Source organism: Rhodococcus sp. FH8 (assembly GCF_019266085.1).
Classification (GTDB): Bacteria; Actinomycetota; Actinomycetes; order Mycobacteriales; family Mycobacteriaceae; genus Rhodococcus_F; species Rhodococcus_F qingshengii.
Window position 1 is genome coordinate 473656 of sequence record NZ_LPNQ01000057.1, and the last position, 16056, is coordinate 489711.

Sequence of the window (16056 nt, forward strand, 5' to 3'; positions counted from 1 at the left end):
AGACCATTCGGTACGGTCTCGCGGTGCCGCAGGGTGCGCGGCCTATGATTTCGGGGTGGTACGAGTGAATGCAGCCGGATCTTCGACACCCACCGCGTCGGCGGGCGTCACCGAGTTGCCTGCCGGCGGTCCGAACGCACTGGCCGTCACGCTCGGGTTGTTGGGGGACGAGTGGAACCTCTGGATTCTGCGATTCGCCCTGTTGGGGTCGCGGCGATACAACGACTGGCTCGCCCTCGGGGGAATCTCCAACTCCGTATTGTCCTCACGGTTGGCGGTCCTGACGGCCGGCGGAATGCTCGAGCGTCGTGAGTATCAGCAGAACCCGCCCAGGCACGAATACTCGGTCACCCGCAAAGGGCAGTCGATCTGGCCCGTCCTCATCACCATGTGGTCGTGGGAGAAGCAGTGGGCGCCCAATGAAACCCAGCCGCTTCCACCACTGCGGCACAGCACCTGCGGAAACGACTTCACCCCGATCCTGCGCTGCAAGGAGTGCGGCGAGGACGTGGACGTACGATCCCTGGACTCCCAAATGGGTCCGAGTGGGGACTTCTCACGCAGTGTCCCGGAAGCAACATCGCGGCGACGCTCCACCAAGTCCGAACGCCGTCCGGAGATTCTGGCTCACACGATGGAACTTGTCGGCAATCGCTGGTCAGCGGCGATCATCGGTGCAGCTTTCCGAGGCGCTCGCCGCTACGGAGAGTTCGCCGAGATCACCGGTGCACCACCGGCGATAGTCGCGGATCGCTTGAAGCACCTCACCGAGATCGGTGTAATGGAAACGCGTCCGCTTCCGGATCGCCCACAGTGGTCGGAGTATCGACTCACCGCCAAGGGCACGGCGTATTTCCCCGTGGTGATGTGCATGATCTCCTGGGGTCAGCGTTGGTTCAGATCCGCGGACGGCCCGGACATCGTTCTCCATCACAAGGCCTGCGGTAAACGGTTCGAAGCGCGCTTGGGTTGCAGTGTGTGTGGTGAAGAGTTGAGGTCTTCGGACATCGAGGCCGTCGACCTCACCACCTCGGTTCACGTACCCGGGTCCGGTTGGTCCTGAGGTCCCCGCTCAGCCGGCAGTGCGGATCCGGTCGAAGCTCCGGCCTCGGTGTTCGAGCGGCAGCCTGTCCCCTCGCCCGAACAGTTTGTTGCGCAGCGTTCCCTCATCGTAGTCGCCCTGGTAGGCACCTCGTTTGGTCAGCTCCGGAATCACATGCTCCACAATGTCTTCGAAGGTTCCGGGAGTCACCGCGTACGCGAGATTGAAACCGTCGACGTCGGTCTCGGACACCCACTCCTGCAATTCGTCGGCGACCTCCGCGCCGGAACCGACAACGATCGGGCCGAGCCCGCCGATGCCCGCCCACTCCGCGATGTCCCCCACCGTCCATTCGCCACCTTTCTCGTCGGCCTGACGAAACGATGCGACCGCGGATTGAATGGCATTGCTCTCGACGTTCCCGATCGGTTCGTCCGCTCGGTATCCGGAGAGGTCGATTCCCATCCACCCCGAGGTGAAAACGAGCGCGCCTTCACTACTCGCGTAGCTGCGGTAGTCCTCGAGCTTCGCCTGGGCCAACTCAGGGGTTCGGTCGGTGATGATCGTCAACAGTGTGTAGATGCGGGCCGAGTACGGATCTCGCCCGACCTTCGTCAGTTCGTTTCGGATTCGGGCAACGGTGTCTTTGAGAATCGCCTTTGTCGGTGCACCGACAAAAATTGCTTCGGCATTCTCGGCGGCGAACCGAACCCCGCGAGGCGACGCGCCGGCCTGGAAGATGACCGGCGTCCGCTGCGGAGAAGGTTCGGAGATGTGGATGCCCGGAACGGTGAAGTGCTTGCCTTCGTGCTCGATCGGATGAACCTTGGCGGGGTCTGTGTAGACCCCGGTGGTTCTGTCACGCACCACCGCGTCGTCTTCCCACGACGTTTCCCACAACTTGTAGAGGACTTCGAGGTACTCGTCCGCGTGGTCGTAGCGATCGTCGTGCTGGAGTTGGTCGTCCTCGCCCATGTTCCGTGCGGCCGAGGGGAGGTATCCGGTGACCACGTTCCAGCCGATTCGCCCGTTCGTCAGGTGGTCGAGGGTGCTCAAGCGCCGAGCGAACGGGTAGGGATGCTCGAAAGCTGTACCTGCGGTGATCCCGAAGCCCAAGTGCTCGGTCACGGCAGCCATCGCCGACGCCAGCAGTAGCGGGTCCGAGACCGGTACCTGCGCGCCCTGCCGCAGCGCTGCGTCGTGATTGCCGCCGTACACGTCGTACGTTCCCAACACGTCGGCCAGGAACAGCCCGTCGAATCGTCCACGCTCGAGGAGCTTCGCCAACTCCGTCCAGTACGTCAGATCCGTGTACCTGGACGACTGGTCCTCCGGGTGGCGCCACAGACCTGGCGATTGGTGGGCGACGCAGTTCATGGCAAAGGCGTTGAAGCGGATTCTGCGGGTCATTCCCGCACGATGCCGTGCCTGCTCCGCGGTGAACACCATTGCGATCAGTGCGATCGGTACGGCTCCTGCTTGCACCCGGCGATACCGTCGACTTCGCGACCTCGTCGGCGGGCCGCTACACTGACTAGCGCAGCTGTGACGCCCGAGGCTTCGTGCCGACAGGTCGAGCGGATGCAACAGCAGTATCGGGAAGCGAAAACCCCGGCAGCACAGGGTTTTCAGCGCTTGTCGGTACGCTCCCCGCCCTCGTAGCTCAGGGGATAGAGCATTCCTCTCCTAAAGGAAGGGTCGCAGGTTCGAATCCTGCCGAGGGCACCAGGTGGGACTCTCCCCACATCGGCGCCACCAACGTGCCATTCTTGACTTCATGACGATGCCTCACTCCACGGCTACTCCCCCGAAGAACATGTCTTTGATCCCGGGTGGGACGTACTGGATGGGCTCCGAAGATTTCTATCCGGAAGAACGCCCAGTTCACCAGGTCACAGTCGACGGATTCTGGATGGACACGACGGCGGTGACGGTCGCCGAGTTCCGACGCTTCGTGAAGGCAACCGGCCACGTCACCACTGCTGAAATCGCCCCGGACGCCGCCGACTATCCCGACGCCGATCCAGCCCTCCTCGTCCCGGGATCGTTGGTCTTCAATTCGCCACCCGGCCCGGTTTCACTTGACGACTACACCCAGTGGTGGTCGTTCACTCCCGGCGCCGATTGGCGCCATCCCGAGGGCGCCGACAGCAACATCGGGGGACGTGAACGGCACCCCGTCACCCACGTGTCGTACTTCGACGCCCAGGCCTACGCCGCGTGGGCCGGCAAGGAACTCCCGACCGAGGCCGAGTGGGAGTTTGCCGCCCGCGGTGGACTCGATCGCCAGGCGTACGTGTGGGGCGATCACGACTCTCCGGGCGGGCGGCCCGGTGGCAACGTGTGGCAGGGCCAGTTCCCCTGGGAGAATCTGCTCGAGGACGGTTACGAGCGCACCGCTCCGGTCAGAAAGTTCCGGCCCAACGGCTACGGACTGTTCGACATGGCCGGGAACGTGTGGGAATGGACGGCCGATCACTACACGTCCGACCACGCCCACAGTTCCAAGAACGTCGCGCCGGCCTCGTCGTGCTGCATTCCTCGTAATCCCCGAGCGGAGTTCGCCACGGAGGCGTTGGCGGGCGAACCCTACGCACGACGGGTGATCAAGGGCGGCTCACATCTGTGTGCACCGAACTACTGCCTGCGCTACCGCCCTGCCGCGCGGCAGGGCGAATCCGAGGAGTCCTCGACCTGCCACGTCGGCTTCCGGTGCATCATCCGCATTCCGCAGGAGTAGATCAGAAGGGCACGTCCCCCAGGATGGCCACCCGCTCCATGACGCGACGATGCGGGAAGTAGTCGCTCGCAGCGTAGTGCTGGGTGGCCCGGTTGTCCCAGAAGGCAATGGAATTCGGCGCCCACTTGAAGCGGCACTGAAAGTCCGGGACCTTGACCTGCGCGAACAATAGGTTGAGCAGATCGTTGCCTTCGACAGGATCCATATCCGGAATGTGGGTGGTGAAGAGGCTGTTGACGAACAGAGTTTTACGCCCGGTCTCCGGATGCTTACGCACCATCGGATGCAGAACCGGCGGGTACTGCTCCTTCATCTGCTCCAACTTCTCCGGGCTCATGCCGCGTCCGAAGGACGGTACGAAATCGTGGATGGCGTCCTTGCCGTCGATCAAGTCCTTGATCTCGTCGGGGAGGCAGTCGAAGGCGTTACCCATATCGGCCCAGAGCGTGTCACCACCGGCAGGCGGTACGTCGATCGCCCGAAGTACTGAACCGAGCGGCGGCGTCTTCGTCCAGGTGACGTCGACGTGCCAGATGTTCTCCGTTCCTGGACTGTCCTCTCCGCGTTCGAATCTGACGACTGCCGGGACCTCTCCCTGCGGGAGAAGTGGATGAACCTCGAGTTCACCCCAATGGGCCGCGAAGTCACGATGATTCACGCTCGAAATCGGCTGGTCCCGAAAGAACACGACCTTCCATTCGAGGAGGGCCCGACGCACGTCCTCGATCTGCTCCTCCGACGGATCACGCAAGTCGATATCGCTGATCTCGGCACCGATGAACGGTGTGACGGGTGTCAGAGTGAACCGCTCGTACGGCCTCGATTCAACGCCTTCCGGATTGCGCCTCATTCCGCGTGGTCCGAATTCGATTGTGTGATTGCCGATTTGGACTGTTCTTGATGATGTAAGGGTAGCCATCGAATGACTCCGTCCTGTCGTGTCGTGTCGCGGGGTCACAAGTCAATCGACGCGTGCACCCGCTTTGCTCGTGTGCGTTTGTGTGCGCTTTGGGGCGCGGTCAGTGCTCCTACCGCGAGATCGACCAGATGATCCACCGTCGTATCGAAATCTGCCTGCACAACGGGGTTTTCGTCTTCGCGGCGTTGCTCGAAGATGGCCAGAGCAGAGACGCTCATGTTGAACGTCAGATCGATCCGTTCAACCGCGACGCGGCGGGGCAGATGCGGCAACGCCCGCGTCAACCTGCCGACTACCTCGTTGATTCCTTCACTGACCTCGCGAAACTCAGCACTCTGCGTATCCACCGACGGTGAGATTCGGGCAATGAACCTCGCATAGTTGGACCCGTCGACCGTCGCCATGAAATCGGCCAGCGGGTACAGAAAGGCTTCGACCAAAGCACGGACCAAGTCGGTCCGCCCACTGGCGTCGATGTCGTCGAGATACGTCAGTCGCGCTGCGTTGATCTGATCCATCCGATGCCGGAATACGGCCAGCACCAGACCGTCTCGCCCACCGAAGTGATACTGAACTGCAGAGTTGTTGCGCTGCCCGGCCGCAGTCGCCACGTCCCGCATGGACACTTCGTGAATACCTTGCTCGGCGAACATCCGCTCGGCGACGGCGATCATGGCGTTCTTGGCATCCAACGAGGCGGGCATACACCGACCATATAAGTCATTGTCTTAATTCCGCAAGGCCCACCCCCCGTGCGCGGTTAGGGAGTGCAGGGACTCCTTAGCCACTCACGGGGGTAGTTGTCCCAGTCAACGAGACATACGCTGCCAACGGAACCCCAATCGATACGCTCCCGATTAAGACAACTGCTTAATCGACCCGGTTTTGCACACGCCAAGGAGCCTGCTGGTGAATCGCCATTCCATTCCGATCATTCCCGAGACGCCGAACGTCGCGGCCGCCGTGTACTACCCCGATCAGAATCCCCCGTACACCCGCCCGGAACCGCTTCGCCCGCCGGCCGGGGCCCCGAACGTGCTGCTGATCATGATCGACGACGTCGGATTCGGCGCACCCTCCGCGTTCGGTGGCCCGTGCCGCACCCCCACCGCCGAGCGTTTGGCCGAAACCGGCGTGAAATACAGCCGATTCCACACCACGGCCCTGTGCTCGCCGACGCGTGCAGCCACACTGACCGGGCGCAACCACCACAGTGTCGGTATGGGTGTCATCTCCGAAATGGCCAGCGCGGCACCGGGATACAACGGGACCCGCCCCGCCTCTGCCGCCACGGTCGCACGCGTCCTGCAGGGAAACGGCTATGCGACAGGTGCTTTCGGCAAGATGCACCAGACCCCGACGTGGGAGACCACCGCTGCCGGGCCGTTCGATCGGTGGCCGGTCCGTGAGGGTTTCGACAAGTTCTACGGTTTCCTCGGTGCCGAGTCCGACCAGTTCACCCCGGTTCTCTACGAGGACTTCACGATGGTCGACTTACCCAAGACGCCGCAGGAGGGTTACCACCTGTCAGAGGATCTGGTCGACCATGCGATCGAATGGGTCGAGGGTGTCAACACGATGGACCCCGACAAGCCGTGGTTCTGCTATCTCCCCTTCGGCGCGTGCCACGCTCCACTGCAGGTTCCGGACCGATACCTGAACAAGTACGTCGGCGAATTCGATCATGGGTGGGATCGCCAACGCGAGATCACCCTCCAAAAGCAGAAGGAACTGGGCGTCGTCGCTCCTGATACCGAATTGGCCCCCTGGGCTCCAGGGCTCCCACACTGGGACGAACTCGACGACGACCAGAAGAAGGTCTCGGCCCGTCTGATGGAGTTGTACGCGGCGTTTCTCGAGCACACCGACGACGAGGTAGGCAGGCTCGTCGACCGGTTGCAGGACATGGGTGTACTCGACAACACTCTGGTGCTCTACATGATGGGTGACAACGGCGCTTCCGCGGAAGGCGGAATGGAGGGTTCGTTCAACTACCTCGCCGGCCTCAACGGTTACAAGAGTGCGACATCCGACGTACTGGCGCGCTACGACGAATTGGGGACCGAAACCAGCTACCCGCACTATCCGGCGTCGTGGGCTCTGGCTCTCGACACCCCTTACCAGTGGGCCAAGCAGGTTGCGTCCCACTACGGCGGTACCCGAAACGGTCTGATCGCCCACTGGCCCAAGGGGATCGACAAGCCAGGAATCAGGGAGCAGTGGCATCACTGCGTCGACATCACGCCGACAATCCTGGAAGCTGCCGGCATTCCGGCACCGACCAGCGTCGACGGGGTCACCCAGAAACCGATGGAAGGCGTGGCGATGAACTACACCTTCGCCGAGCCCGACGCCGAAGAGCGCCACACCACACAGTATTTCGAGATCTTCGGCAACCGCGGAATCTACGATCACGGTTGGACCGCAGTCACGGCCCACCGCGCACCCTGGCTGATGGCCACTCACGGCCTCGAGCTCACACCGATGAGCGAAGACCGTTGGGAGCTGTACGACACCTCGGTCGACTGGTCGCAGGCCCGCGATCTCGCGGACGAGCATCCCGAGATCCTGGCCCGGCTCAAGGAAAAGTTCCTCGTCGAGGCGGCCAAATATCAGGTGCTGCCGCTGGACGACAGAACGGTCGGTCGCCACGCCACCGCGGAATCACGACCCCCGCATCCGATGATGGGCCGCAAGACCCTCACGCTGTACCCACACATGAACGGTCTGGTCGAGAAAGCCGCACCGACGTTCTTCAACCGCTCGTACACGCTGACCGCGAGTCTGGGTAGCGTCGCCGACGGCATGCTGGTCAGCCTCGGTGGCCGGTTCGGCGGATTCGCTTTGTACATACTCGATTCCGTCCCCGTCTACTGCTACAACTTCAGCGGCGGTGGTCGGACCTTCGTGCGTGGGCGCAACCCGCTGGCACCCGATACGCGCGAGGTGTCCGTCCACTTCGAGTACGACCGCGGCGGAATCGGCAAGGGCGGAACCGCCACCCTGATTGTCGACGGCGAGGTGATCTCCGAAGGCCGGATCGAGAAGACCACTCGGGCGATCTTCAGCATGAACGAACAGCTCGACGTCGGCATCAACCGGGGAAGCCCGGTGGCGGAGGAGTTTGCGGAGAAGGGCACGTTCCGCTACGGCGGCAAACTCCACAGCGTGACCGTCGACTTACGATCCACCCGAGACGTGGTGTCCGCAGAGGAACGGGAGAAAATCTCACTCGCCGTGCACTGATCGACCAGGCGACGCTCGCCGATTGTGCAGCCGCGCGCGATATCTGCCGTGCGGCTGCACAATCGCCCTGCGTCTATCCGACCGTGTACATCTGCAGGCACGGCCCCACCGGGCGAGCTTCCAGGACGTCGCGGGCCTTCTCACGCGCTGCGTTGAACTCCCAGGGCGCAGTGGTGCCCGGCACTCCGAATCGATATCTGCTCAAGGCACACGAACGCTGCGGTTCCGGTAGACGATCCAAGGCGGGTACCGCGTCGACGGAGAGCCCGCGTAAGTAGGAAACGTCGATGCTCTTGCCGCCCTCGAACCGTTCCACGTTCTTTTGCGCGATGTACGCGTCGGGGTTGAACACCGCGAAGGCCAGCAGCGCGACGGCCGAAGTGGCGAGAAGAGCTGTGGGCAGCCACTTCCCGGACATCCGAATACCTGCGACGAGCAACAACACGAACACGAAGCCAAGAAGCAGCTCGGTCGCGAAGACGCTGACCCGGAGCACCGTGAAACCGTACTGATTCTCGTACAACCACATCCGGTGCACAGCGGACGCCACGATCACCAGGCTGAAGACACACAGTGCACCCAACAGTCCGCGGGCAAGACGCCTCGATCCAGCGTCCCGGCGGTCGATGTACCGCACTGCGACGGCGATGACGAGCAGCGTCAGCACGGTAACCGCCATGAGCTGCCAGAAACCCTCACGCGCGTAGTCCGCATAAGTCAGTCCGTCGGTCACCTGTACGTGCTCGTCTCCCCCGAACAGCGTCTTCGTCTGTACTGCAACAAAACCGAGGAACAGCACGTTGAGCACTCCGAGCGGAACCGCCCACTCCCACATCGGCAACGGCGTCGCGGGCGCAGGTGCAAACGCGTCCACCGTCGGCGTTCTGCGGCGCAGATACACCGCAACCAGCGTGCCGAACGCCATCACGACGCCGGCAAAGATCCGTGCTCCCGGGTTCGACACCGAGATGGCAGGAGCGAAGCCGTCGAAGATCTTCGCGAACTCCGGATCCGCACTCACGAACAAAGATCCGAAAATCAGCAGGAGAAGAATCGATACTGCGCTTACGACGACAACTCGCGCCGCCGGCACCCGCGGAGCAGAGCGGGTAGCAAGTTTTCGACGACGAACGAAGTTGACCGTCCGGTGCGGTGCCCGCCAGGGAGCGACCGTTCCCAGAAGTATTCCGGTCCACGTCCGCCCGCCGATCAGAGTCCACGTGAACAGAACCCACGCAGCTACGACGCAGAGGAACACCAACCACTCCGCACCGCGAACGGCGGCAACACCCAGCAGTGCGAGCATCCCGATGGCGGCGACCCACTGCGTCACGGTCATCCGCGGCGGCGTCGGAATCCCGAAGACGATCACCACACTGGCACCCACGATCACGTACGCGATACTCGCGAACCCTGGGTCGAGGATCAGGGCCGCAAGCACCCCTACTGCGGCCGCGCCGAGGAGCATCGAGCGGGTGGCCATCGAAGTGCGATCGGGACGCCAGAACCGGCTGGAACGCTTGGGTTTTACGGCCGGCATCGGCGGTTTCGGTGGAATTACTATCGGAGCGCTCATGTGATCTCCTATGTGTCTGGTTCAATTTTTCAGGGTCGGAAGTACAGACGAATGCCGATGAAGACATGCGCCATCGCGAGATCTCTCGATCTCGTCAGGGACTTTGATTCAGTTCTGCGGCAGCACTACTCGAATGCAACAACCCGACGGGGCATCGACGACGGCAATCCTGCCGTCATGTAATTCGACCGCCCACTTCGCGATCGCGAGGCCGAGTCCGGTGCCCCCGTCGGTCGAGCCGCCGCGGATGAAGCGGTCGAACACTCGCTCACGGGCCTGTGGTTCGATGCCGGGGCCGTCGTCGTGGACGTCGAGCACCAACTCCCCCGCGCTGCCGGTACGTACTCGGATGACAACTTTGGTGTCGACGTTCCCGTGCTGAACCGCATTGTCCACCAGGTTGGTCACCACCTGGTGGAGGCGATCCGGATCGGCGACCACGGACAATTGTGGAGGCTTGACGTCTATCTCGATGTCGCCCGCACTCACACTCGACAGCTCGCGTAAGAACGGCTCGACCTCGAAACGGCGGCGTTTCAACGGCATTGCGCCACCCTCGAGTTTCGAGAGATCGAGAAGGTCGGCTACCAGCGCGCCCAGTCGTTCCGTTTGCCGCAGCGCCGATTTCATCATCGCCGGATCCGGTTCTTCGACACCGTCGACGACGTTCTCGAGCATGGCTTGCAAAGCGGTGATGGGCGTGCGCAGTTCGTGGGAGACGTTGCCGATCAACTCGCGGCGGTACCGGTCGTCGGCCCCGAGGTCCTCGGCCATCCGATTGAACGCATGGGCGAGTTCGCCTACTTCGTCTCTGGAAGTCGCTCGTACTCGCCGCGAATAGTCGCCGCGCGCCATCGCCTTCGCCGCGGCCGTCATCTCGCGAAGCGGTGACGTCATCCCGTGTGCGAGCACCTGCGTAACGCCGAGAGCGACAACCAACGCCGTCAGTAGAGCAAAACGAAACGGTTGTTGCGACGTCAGCCAGAAACCACCCGCGGCGAACACCAGTGCTGCGACAACCAGGAGGCCGACCTTCACCTTGAAGGACCGCATCGGGTCCAGCGGCCGCGGCCACCGTGCAAAGAGTCGGTCGACGCCGCTCATCGCGGCACGTCCCAGGCGTACCCGACGCCGTGAACGGTCCGGATCACGGAAGGTCCGAGCTTGCGTCGCAGTGCCTTGACGTGGCTGTCGACGGTCCGACTGCCCGCTCCCTCACCCCAGCCCCAGATCTCCTCGAGCAGCGACTCCCGCGGGATCGCGGCTCGCGGCCGCTCCGCCAGATAGGCGATGAGATCGAATTCGGTGCGAGTCAGGTGAACTTCTTGCGCATCACGGCGCACTCGACGTTCGGTCAGGTCGATCACGACGTCACCGAACTCGAGGAGGTCGGCCACCGGGCGAGCAGCGTGCTCCGCGCGATCCGCACGCCGAAGCAGAGCCTGCACCCGGGCGACGAGCACACGCATGCTGAACGGCTTGCTCAGATAGTCGTCGGCCCCGACGCCGAGACCGATCAGCATGTCCGTTTCATCGGCGCGAGCGGTCAGCATCAGCACAGGCACCGGGCGCACGGCCTGGATGCGGCGGCAGACTTCGAGTCCGTCGAATCCCGGCATCATCACGTCGAGTACCACCAGGTCTGCGTCCATCTGCTCGCAGCGGGCCACCGCGCTGGGACCGTCGAACGCCAGCTCGACGTCGTAGCCCTCGGCACGCAGCCTCGCCGCGATGGACTCGCAGATGCTGACCTCGTCGTCGACCACGAGCACTCTTCGCTGACTCATGGAACTGACTGTATTCGGCCCTCGTGGATGAACCTGGGAGGACTTGTGAAGGTTCTGTGCAGGTTCTAGAACCTGCGGATGTTGTTGATCGGCAGATCCGCCAGCGGCGTCAGTCCGGTCGGAACACCAACTCCGTAGGCGTTGAACACCATTCCGAACCCAGCGTAGATGCCGACGTGCGTCGCACCGGGGTAGAAGGTGATGACGTCGCCGGGGGCGAGGGCCCACCGGGGAACCGGCTGTCCGACGTTGGCCTGCTGTTGGCTGGTCCGTGGCAGATTCACGCCGGCCTGCCGAAACGCCCATTGCACCAGCCCGGAGCAGTCCCACGAGTTCGGCCCGACGCCGCCCCACTGGTAGGGCTTTCCGGTCTGAGTGCTCGCCGCTGCCAGCGCGATCAGCCCTGCCGGACTCGGAATCGGAAGGGCGGCTGATCCGCTGCTGATGCTGCCCGTGCTTCCCAAGCTTCCGGAACTCCCGCTACTGCCACCGCTACCGAGGCTTCCCGGGTCGGCTGAGGCGGGGGCAGCGGAGAGCAACAGGACACTTCCGGTCAGCAAAGCCGCGACCGTTCCCGTGCGGAGTGTCGACTTCTTCATGCATCCGTCCTTCGTGGGAGTCGTTTCGGCGCGCGGCAGCGCACCTCGATAGCCGTGAACTGGTAAGACACGTGAAAACAAACACTTCGTTCGGATGTTAACGGCGTGGACGTGGTGTTCGGACAGGAATGATTGATCCGATTTGTCGGTTTTGAACAAACGGGCCTTACGTCCCGGGCTGGCAGAAGATCAGGGAATGATGGGGGATTTCCTGGATCCCGCGGCACGACAAGGTCCATAGATTCGACTCATGCGCCCATACCTGCTCGTCGCCGCGGTCATCATCGGAACCACCACGGCACTCGTCGGTTGCTCGACGCTCCAGCGCGCAGTGGAGATTCAATCGGATCTCGACGGACTCACCAGGTCGGGTGTCGTCGGGTCGATCGCAACACTCGACGACGGCACCACGACGGCTGTCATGACCAGCGGCGTGCCCAACCGGACCAACGGCGATTCGATCGGCAAGAATGATCGCGTCCGGATCGGAAGTGTGACAAAGACATTCACAGCTTCGCTCGTTCTGCAGTTGGTCGCCGAGGGCAAGGTCGACCTCGACGCACCGATCGAGCAGTATCTCCCGGGCCTACTGCACAGCAGTGACATGGACGGCAGTGGCATCGACGGTAGCGCGATCACCGTGCGGCAACTGCTGCAACATCGCAGCGGCCTTCCCGAGTTCGCCGGAGAACCCGGCGCCGACGAATGGATTGCAGCAAACGAGAACCGAACGCTGACGCCGTCCGCCGCGGTCGCCATCGCCCTCGGCAAACCGGCGCAATTCGTCCCCGGAACGTCGTTCGTCTACACCAACACCAACTACATCGTTCTCGGAATGCTCGTCGAATCCGTGAGTGGCCGCAGCTACGCCGATGAACTCCGGTCTCGGATACTCGATCCGCTGGACTTGGAAGACACGTACCTCCCGCCGGCCGGTGAGCTCGACATCAGGGGCGATCACCTGACGGGCTATCAGGATCTCGATGGTGGCCTGACCGATGTTTCCCGCACGGAACCGTCGATCCCCTGGTCTGCCGGAGCGATGGTCTCGACGGGCACAGACCTGAACGCCTTCTGGCGCGCGCTACTCGACGGGCAGGTGGTGCCGGCCGAGCAGCTTGCCGAGATGACCACCCCTCAGGTCGGCGCCACCGAAGCCGAGGGGCTCGGGTACGGGATGGGCGTCGGCGCCACCGAACTTCCCTGCGGCGTCACCTATACCGGCCACAGTGGCGGGATCTACGGGTACTACACACTGTCCGGCGCGACGCCGGACCGCGCGTTCACTGTGACGCTGACGTCGACGCCGAAGGACCAGCCGGACACCGTCGCGATACTCTCGCACGCACTCTGCCCCTGACGCTGTTACCAGTACTGATGACGTTTTCCATCAGTGTCCGCGACGAAGATGACCGCGTCGGCGCCGTCCAACTCCGAAGGTTTCAGCGGCAGGTGGCCGGGCAGGATCGCCTCTCCCGCGGTGACGGACGGGTCAAGTGCTGCGCGAAGTGCGGGCGCCGGAAACAGGGCACGCCGACTGGTCGCATCGGCCAACGCTCCCTGCAGAGTGCCCGGATCACTGTCGGGGTTGGCGTCGGTTGCCACGAATACGTAGCGCTCCCCGAGGACAAGTCCGACAAGTGAGCCGGCGCTCCCCCAGCTGACCACGTCGCCGTTGACGGGCATGTCGGACGGCACTCGCAGGAGATGGGCATTGTGTGCGAAGAGCAGGATCGGCCCGCGTCGCTGCTCCTGGGCGACGACGGCCAGCAGGTTCTCGGCCATCATCTCGGCACGGAGACTGAGCAGAGTGCCGATACGATCAGGAGCGGAACTCGCCATCGCGGCGTGGTAGCGCAGAAGACCTACAGCGGTGCGTGCGTGTGCGAGGGCCAGGTCGTATCCGCCCGGGTCGGCGGGCCGCAGCACAGGTGCGGCGCGCCGCAGGACGCTGGCGAGGTCGTCCGCAATGATGCGCAGGGCACGAGCCTGATCGGAGTTGCCGACGGACGCAGCCGGTTCGAACATCGCCGCCGGGTTGGTCCAGTCGGGGTCCTGCCCGAGCAGAAGGTCGATGTCGTCGAACGAGTGCGGCCGCATCGCAGCGGGCAGGAAGTCACCTGCTGCAGACAGCGCGCCACGTGGGCTCGGTGCGCCGGAGTACTCCACCGGAGCGTCGAAGCCGTAGAAGCGAACTCGGTCGGCCGGAGCGCGGCCGTGGTTGTACTCGCGTAGCCATTCGACGAGTTCGCGGTTTCCCGGTACCGCACCGAATCCGTGGCTGAAGCCTGTGGCGAGCACCTTCTCGATGTCCGCCTCTCCCCCGTTCACGTAGTCGTTCACGAGCAAAGCCGCAAAGACATCTGTTTCGAGCACGATCGACCGATATCCTCGTTCGACCAGTTGGCCGAGAAGTTCGTTGCGCAGCAACGGAAAAGCCTTGATCCCATGAGTCGGCTCGCCGAGAGCGAGCAGAGCCGGCACCTCGGTTCGCGCTGCGAGCAGTTCGTCGACGGCACGACCAAGACTTGCCGCGTCTTCGAGTTGGCGGCCGAACTCACTCAGCGCTGGGGCAGTGGACATGATCATCCCTTTCGAAGGTGGACTGCCTTCGACAGTATCGTTGAAGATTCGGGTTAAACTTTTACTGGCAATTACCTGGGGTATAACGTGAAAAGCCTCAATCGGAGGTGATCAGTGCGGCCCATAGACCTTGCCCGTGAACACGGGTTGTCCGCACAGGCGATCCGCAACTACGACGATGCCGGCATCCTCCCTCCGACCGAGCGCAGCACTTACGGCTACCGGCGATACACCCCAGTGCACGCGCAAGCCCTGCGCACTTTCCTCGCATTGCGCGGCGGTCACGGGCACCAGCGGGCCACGGAAATCATGCGGGCAACCAACCAGGGCGACACCGAGTCCGCCTACCGCCTGATCGACAGTGCGCACGTGGCGCTGCTCGCCGAGCGAAAAACTCGCACCGAGGTAGCCACAGCGCTGGGGACTCTGTCCACCATGGCACCGGCACTGGTGCACGGTCCAGCGCTGACGGTGGGTGAGCTGGCGCGCCGTCTCGGCGTTCACCCGGCGACACTGCGCACGTGGGAAGAGCATGGCATCCTGCGCCCCGAGCGCGAACAGGCAACGGGTTATCGCGAATACGGTTCGGAGTGTGTGCGCGACGCCGAGATCGCACGGCAGCTGCGGCGCGGTGGCTATCGGCTGTCGCAAGTCGCCCAGTTTCTCGATTCGCTGCGCGAGGCCGGCGGAGCAGACGCATTGTCAGCGTTCCTCGAATCCTGGCAGGACCGGCTGACCACACGCAGTCGCAACCTTCTCGCCGGCGCGGCTCAGCTCGATGCCTATCTCACGATGCTGGATCAGACCTCGCCTGGTTGCCGATCAGCAAACGGTTGAGGCGTCAGTTCACAAGCCGCGCAAGGCTCCTCACCATCTCACCGACGGTGTCGGTCGACGGCCACGGGAATTCCGGAAGATCGGCCCGCAACATCACCTGTCCGTGCAGCGAAGTCCAGATCGATACCGCATCGACAAAAGTGTCTGTGCTGGCCGACCTCCCAGCGGCGACGCACGCGTCGAGGTTGGTCACCAGCGTGTTGAAGGCGGCCAGTCCTCGCGTATCCGATTGTGGTGACTGACCTTTCGGCCTGGACCACCCGAACAAGACCCGATACCGAGCGGGCTCGGAAATGCCGAACTCGACGTATGCCGAGCACCCGGCATACAGACCCTCGACCGGGTCGGGGTGTGCGGAAACGGCGTCGGCCACGGCGAGATGCAACTGCTCCAGCGATTCGGAGACCACCGCTTCGACAATGGCATCGCGATCGGAAAAGTGTCCGTAGATAGATGGTGCGGATATCCCGACTTCGCGAGCGACTGATCGGAGCGTCACCGCCTGATCCGATCCGGTGCGGGCGATGAGCGTCGCCGCTGCGGCGACGATCTCTCCGCGGAGCCGTGCGCCGCTTCCTCTCGGATTTCGGGCGCGAGTACTCCGAGAACCACTCGTCCCAGTTTCATCGGCATCTTCGGAAACATCACTCACCCGACAAACTTTACACATGTAAGGCGAGGGGGTACGTTCTCATCACTAAACATTCGTAAGGTTACATTCGTAAGG

14 protein-coding genes and 1 tRNA gene are annotated in these 16056 nt (G+C 63.2%); 6 read left to right on the top strand and 9 right to left on the bottom strand.

The genetic code is table 11. The features are described 5' to 3' along the window. Positions 1-64: 64 nt before the first annotated feature. Positions 65-1063, top strand: a complete 999-nt coding sequence (locus tag ATN38_RS04895; RefSeq protein ID WP_003940366.1) for a helix-turn-helix domain-containing protein — start codon at positions 65-67, stop codon at positions 1061-1063. A gap of 9 nt (positions 1064-1072) precedes the next feature. Here ATN38_RS04895 and ATN38_RS04900 read toward each other — a convergent pair whose 3' ends face one another. After that, positions 1073-2452, bottom strand: coding sequence for an LLM class flavin-dependent oxidoreductase (locus ATN38_RS04900; RefSeq protein ID WP_168798795.1), 1380 nt, complete (start codon positions 2450-2452; stop codon positions 1073-1075). A 242-nt stretch (positions 2453-2694) separates the two neighbouring features. On the opposite strand from ATN38_RS04900, the gene ATN38_RS04905 reads away from it, so the two are divergent. Then, positions 2695-2770, top strand: a tRNA-Arg gene (locus ATN38_RS04905). Positions 2771-2819: 49 nt separating this feature from the next. Then, entirely contained in the window at positions 2820-3782 is a 963-nt protein-coding gene (locus ATN38_RS04910; RefSeq protein ID WP_218747668.1) for a formylglycine-generating enzyme family protein, read from the top strand. A gap of 1 nt (position 3783) precedes the next feature. Here ATN38_RS04910 and ATN38_RS04915 read toward each other — a convergent pair whose 3' ends face one another. Together ATN38_RS04915 and ATN38_RS04920 are read right to left on the bottom strand one after the other, a co-directional pair. Beyond that, entirely contained in the window at positions 3784-4701 is a 918-nt protein-coding gene (locus tag ATN38_RS04915; RefSeq protein ID WP_050654720.1) for a TauD/TfdA family dioxygenase, read from the bottom strand. A gap of 35 nt (positions 4702-4736) precedes the next feature. Further along, the gene (locus ATN38_RS04920; RefSeq protein ID WP_058037857.1) at positions 4737-5405 is read right to left on the bottom strand and encodes a TetR family transcriptional regulator; all 669 of its coding nucleotides are present in this window, start codon (positions 5403-5405) and stop codon (positions 4737-4739) included. A gap of 205 nt (positions 5406-5610) precedes the next feature. Here ATN38_RS04920 and ATN38_RS04925 point away from each other — a divergent pair, with 205 nt between their 5' ends. Beyond that, positions 5611-7947: an arylsulfatase gene (locus ATN38_RS04925; RefSeq protein WP_218747669.1), complete on the top strand. Its 2337-nt coding sequence runs from the start codon at positions 5611-5613 to the stop codon at positions 7945-7947. 73 nt (positions 7948-8020) lie between these two features. Here ATN38_RS04925 and ATN38_RS04930 read toward each other — a convergent pair whose 3' ends face one another. The 4 genes from ATN38_RS04930 to ATN38_RS04945 all read right to left on the bottom strand — a co-directional run bounded on the left by ATN38_RS04930 (position 8021) and on the right by ATN38_RS04945 (position 11909). Further along, entirely contained in the window at positions 8021-9523 is a 1503-nt protein-coding gene (locus tag ATN38_RS04930) for a DUF4153 domain-containing protein (RefSeq protein WP_306300972.1), read from the bottom strand. 108 nt (positions 9524-9631) lie between these two features. After that, positions 9632-10627, bottom strand: a complete 996-nt coding sequence (locus tag ATN38_RS04935) for a HAMP domain-containing sensor histidine kinase (protein WP_050654680.1) — start codon at positions 10625-10627, stop codon at positions 9632-9634. Then, positions 10624-11310, bottom strand: a complete 687-nt coding sequence (locus tag ATN38_RS04940) for a response regulator transcription factor (RefSeq protein ID WP_003940586.1) — start codon at positions 11308-11310, stop codon at positions 10624-10626. The genes ATN38_RS04935 and ATN38_RS04940 overlap by 4 nt, the downstream gene beginning before the upstream one ends. Positions 11311-11375: 65 nt before the next feature. Continuing rightward, on the bottom strand, positions 11376-11909 hold the full coding sequence (locus ATN38_RS04945) for an NlpC/P60 family protein (RefSeq protein ID WP_020970417.1): 534 nt from the start codon (positions 11907-11909) through the stop codon (positions 11376-11378). Positions 11910-12159: 250 nt separating this feature from the next. Here ATN38_RS04945 and ATN38_RS04950 point away from each other — a divergent pair, with 250 nt between their 5' ends. Then, on the top strand, positions 12160-13269 hold the full coding sequence (locus ATN38_RS04950) for a serine hydrolase (RefSeq protein WP_218747670.1): 1110 nt from the start codon (positions 12160-12162) through the stop codon (positions 13267-13269). A gap of 5 nt (positions 13270-13274) precedes the next feature. On the opposite strand, the gene ATN38_RS04955 is transcribed toward ATN38_RS04950, so the two are convergent. Continuing rightward, a complete protein-coding gene (locus ATN38_RS04955; protein WP_218747671.1) occupies positions 13275-14498 on the bottom strand; it encodes an erythromycin esterase family protein in 1224 nt (407 codons plus the stop codon). Between the two features lie 108 nt (positions 14499-14606). On the opposite strand from ATN38_RS04955, the gene ATN38_RS04960 reads away from it, so the two are divergent. After that, entirely contained in the window at positions 14607-15329 is a 723-nt protein-coding gene (locus tag ATN38_RS04960) for a MerR family transcriptional regulator (protein ID WP_218747672.1), read from the top strand. Positions 15330-15333: 4 nt separating this feature from the next. Here ATN38_RS04960 and ATN38_RS04965 read toward each other — a convergent pair whose 3' ends face one another. Next, the gene (locus ATN38_RS04965; protein ID WP_003940096.1) at positions 15334-15981 is read right to left on the bottom strand and encodes a TetR/AcrR family transcriptional regulator; all 648 of its coding nucleotides are present in this window, start codon (positions 15979-15981) and stop codon (positions 15334-15336) included. Between the last annotated feature and the right edge of the window lie 75 nt (positions 15982-16056).

Excerpts from the sequence above, each read along its gene's own strand:
- ATN38_RS04935 (WP_050654680.1), bottom strand. The coding sequence starts at position 10,627 with ATGAGCGGCGTCGACCGACTCTTTGCACGGTGGCCGCGGCCGCTGGAC.
- ATN38_RS04955 (WP_218747671.1), bottom strand. The coding sequence starts at position 14,498 with ATGATCATGTCCACTGCCCCAGCGCTGAGTGAGTTCGGCCGCCAACTC.
- ATN38_RS04950 (WP_218747670.1), top strand. The coding sequence starts at position 12,160 with ATGCGCCCATACCTGCTCGTCGCCGCGGTCATCATCGGAACCACCACG.
- ATN38_RS04915 (WP_050654720.1), bottom strand. The coding sequence starts at position 4,701 with ATGGCTACCCTTACATCATCAAGAACAGTCCAAATCGGCAATCACACA.
- ATN38_RS04930 (WP_306300972.1), bottom strand. The coding sequence starts at position 9,523 with ATGAGCGCTCCGATAGTAATTCCACCGAAACCGCCGATGCCGGCCGTA.
- ATN38_RS04945 (WP_020970417.1), bottom strand. The coding sequence starts at position 11,909 with ATGAAGAAGTCGACACTCCGCACGGGAACGGTCGCGGCTTTGCTGACC.
- ATN38_RS04900 (WP_168798795.1), bottom strand. The coding sequence starts at position 2,452 with ATGACCCGCAGAATCCGCTTCAACGCCTTTGCCATGAACTGCGTCGCC.
- ATN38_RS04940 (WP_003940586.1), bottom strand. The coding sequence starts at position 11,310 with ATGAGTCAGCGAAGAGTGCTCGTGGTCGACGACGAGGTCAGCATCTGC.
- ATN38_RS04920 (WP_058037857.1), bottom strand. The coding sequence starts at position 5,405 with ATGCCCGCCTCGTTGGATGCCAAGAACGCCATGATCGCCGTCGCCGAG.
- ATN38_RS04910 (WP_218747668.1), top strand. The coding sequence starts at position 2,820 with ATGACGATGCCTCACTCCACGGCTACTCCCCCGAAGAACATGTCTTTG.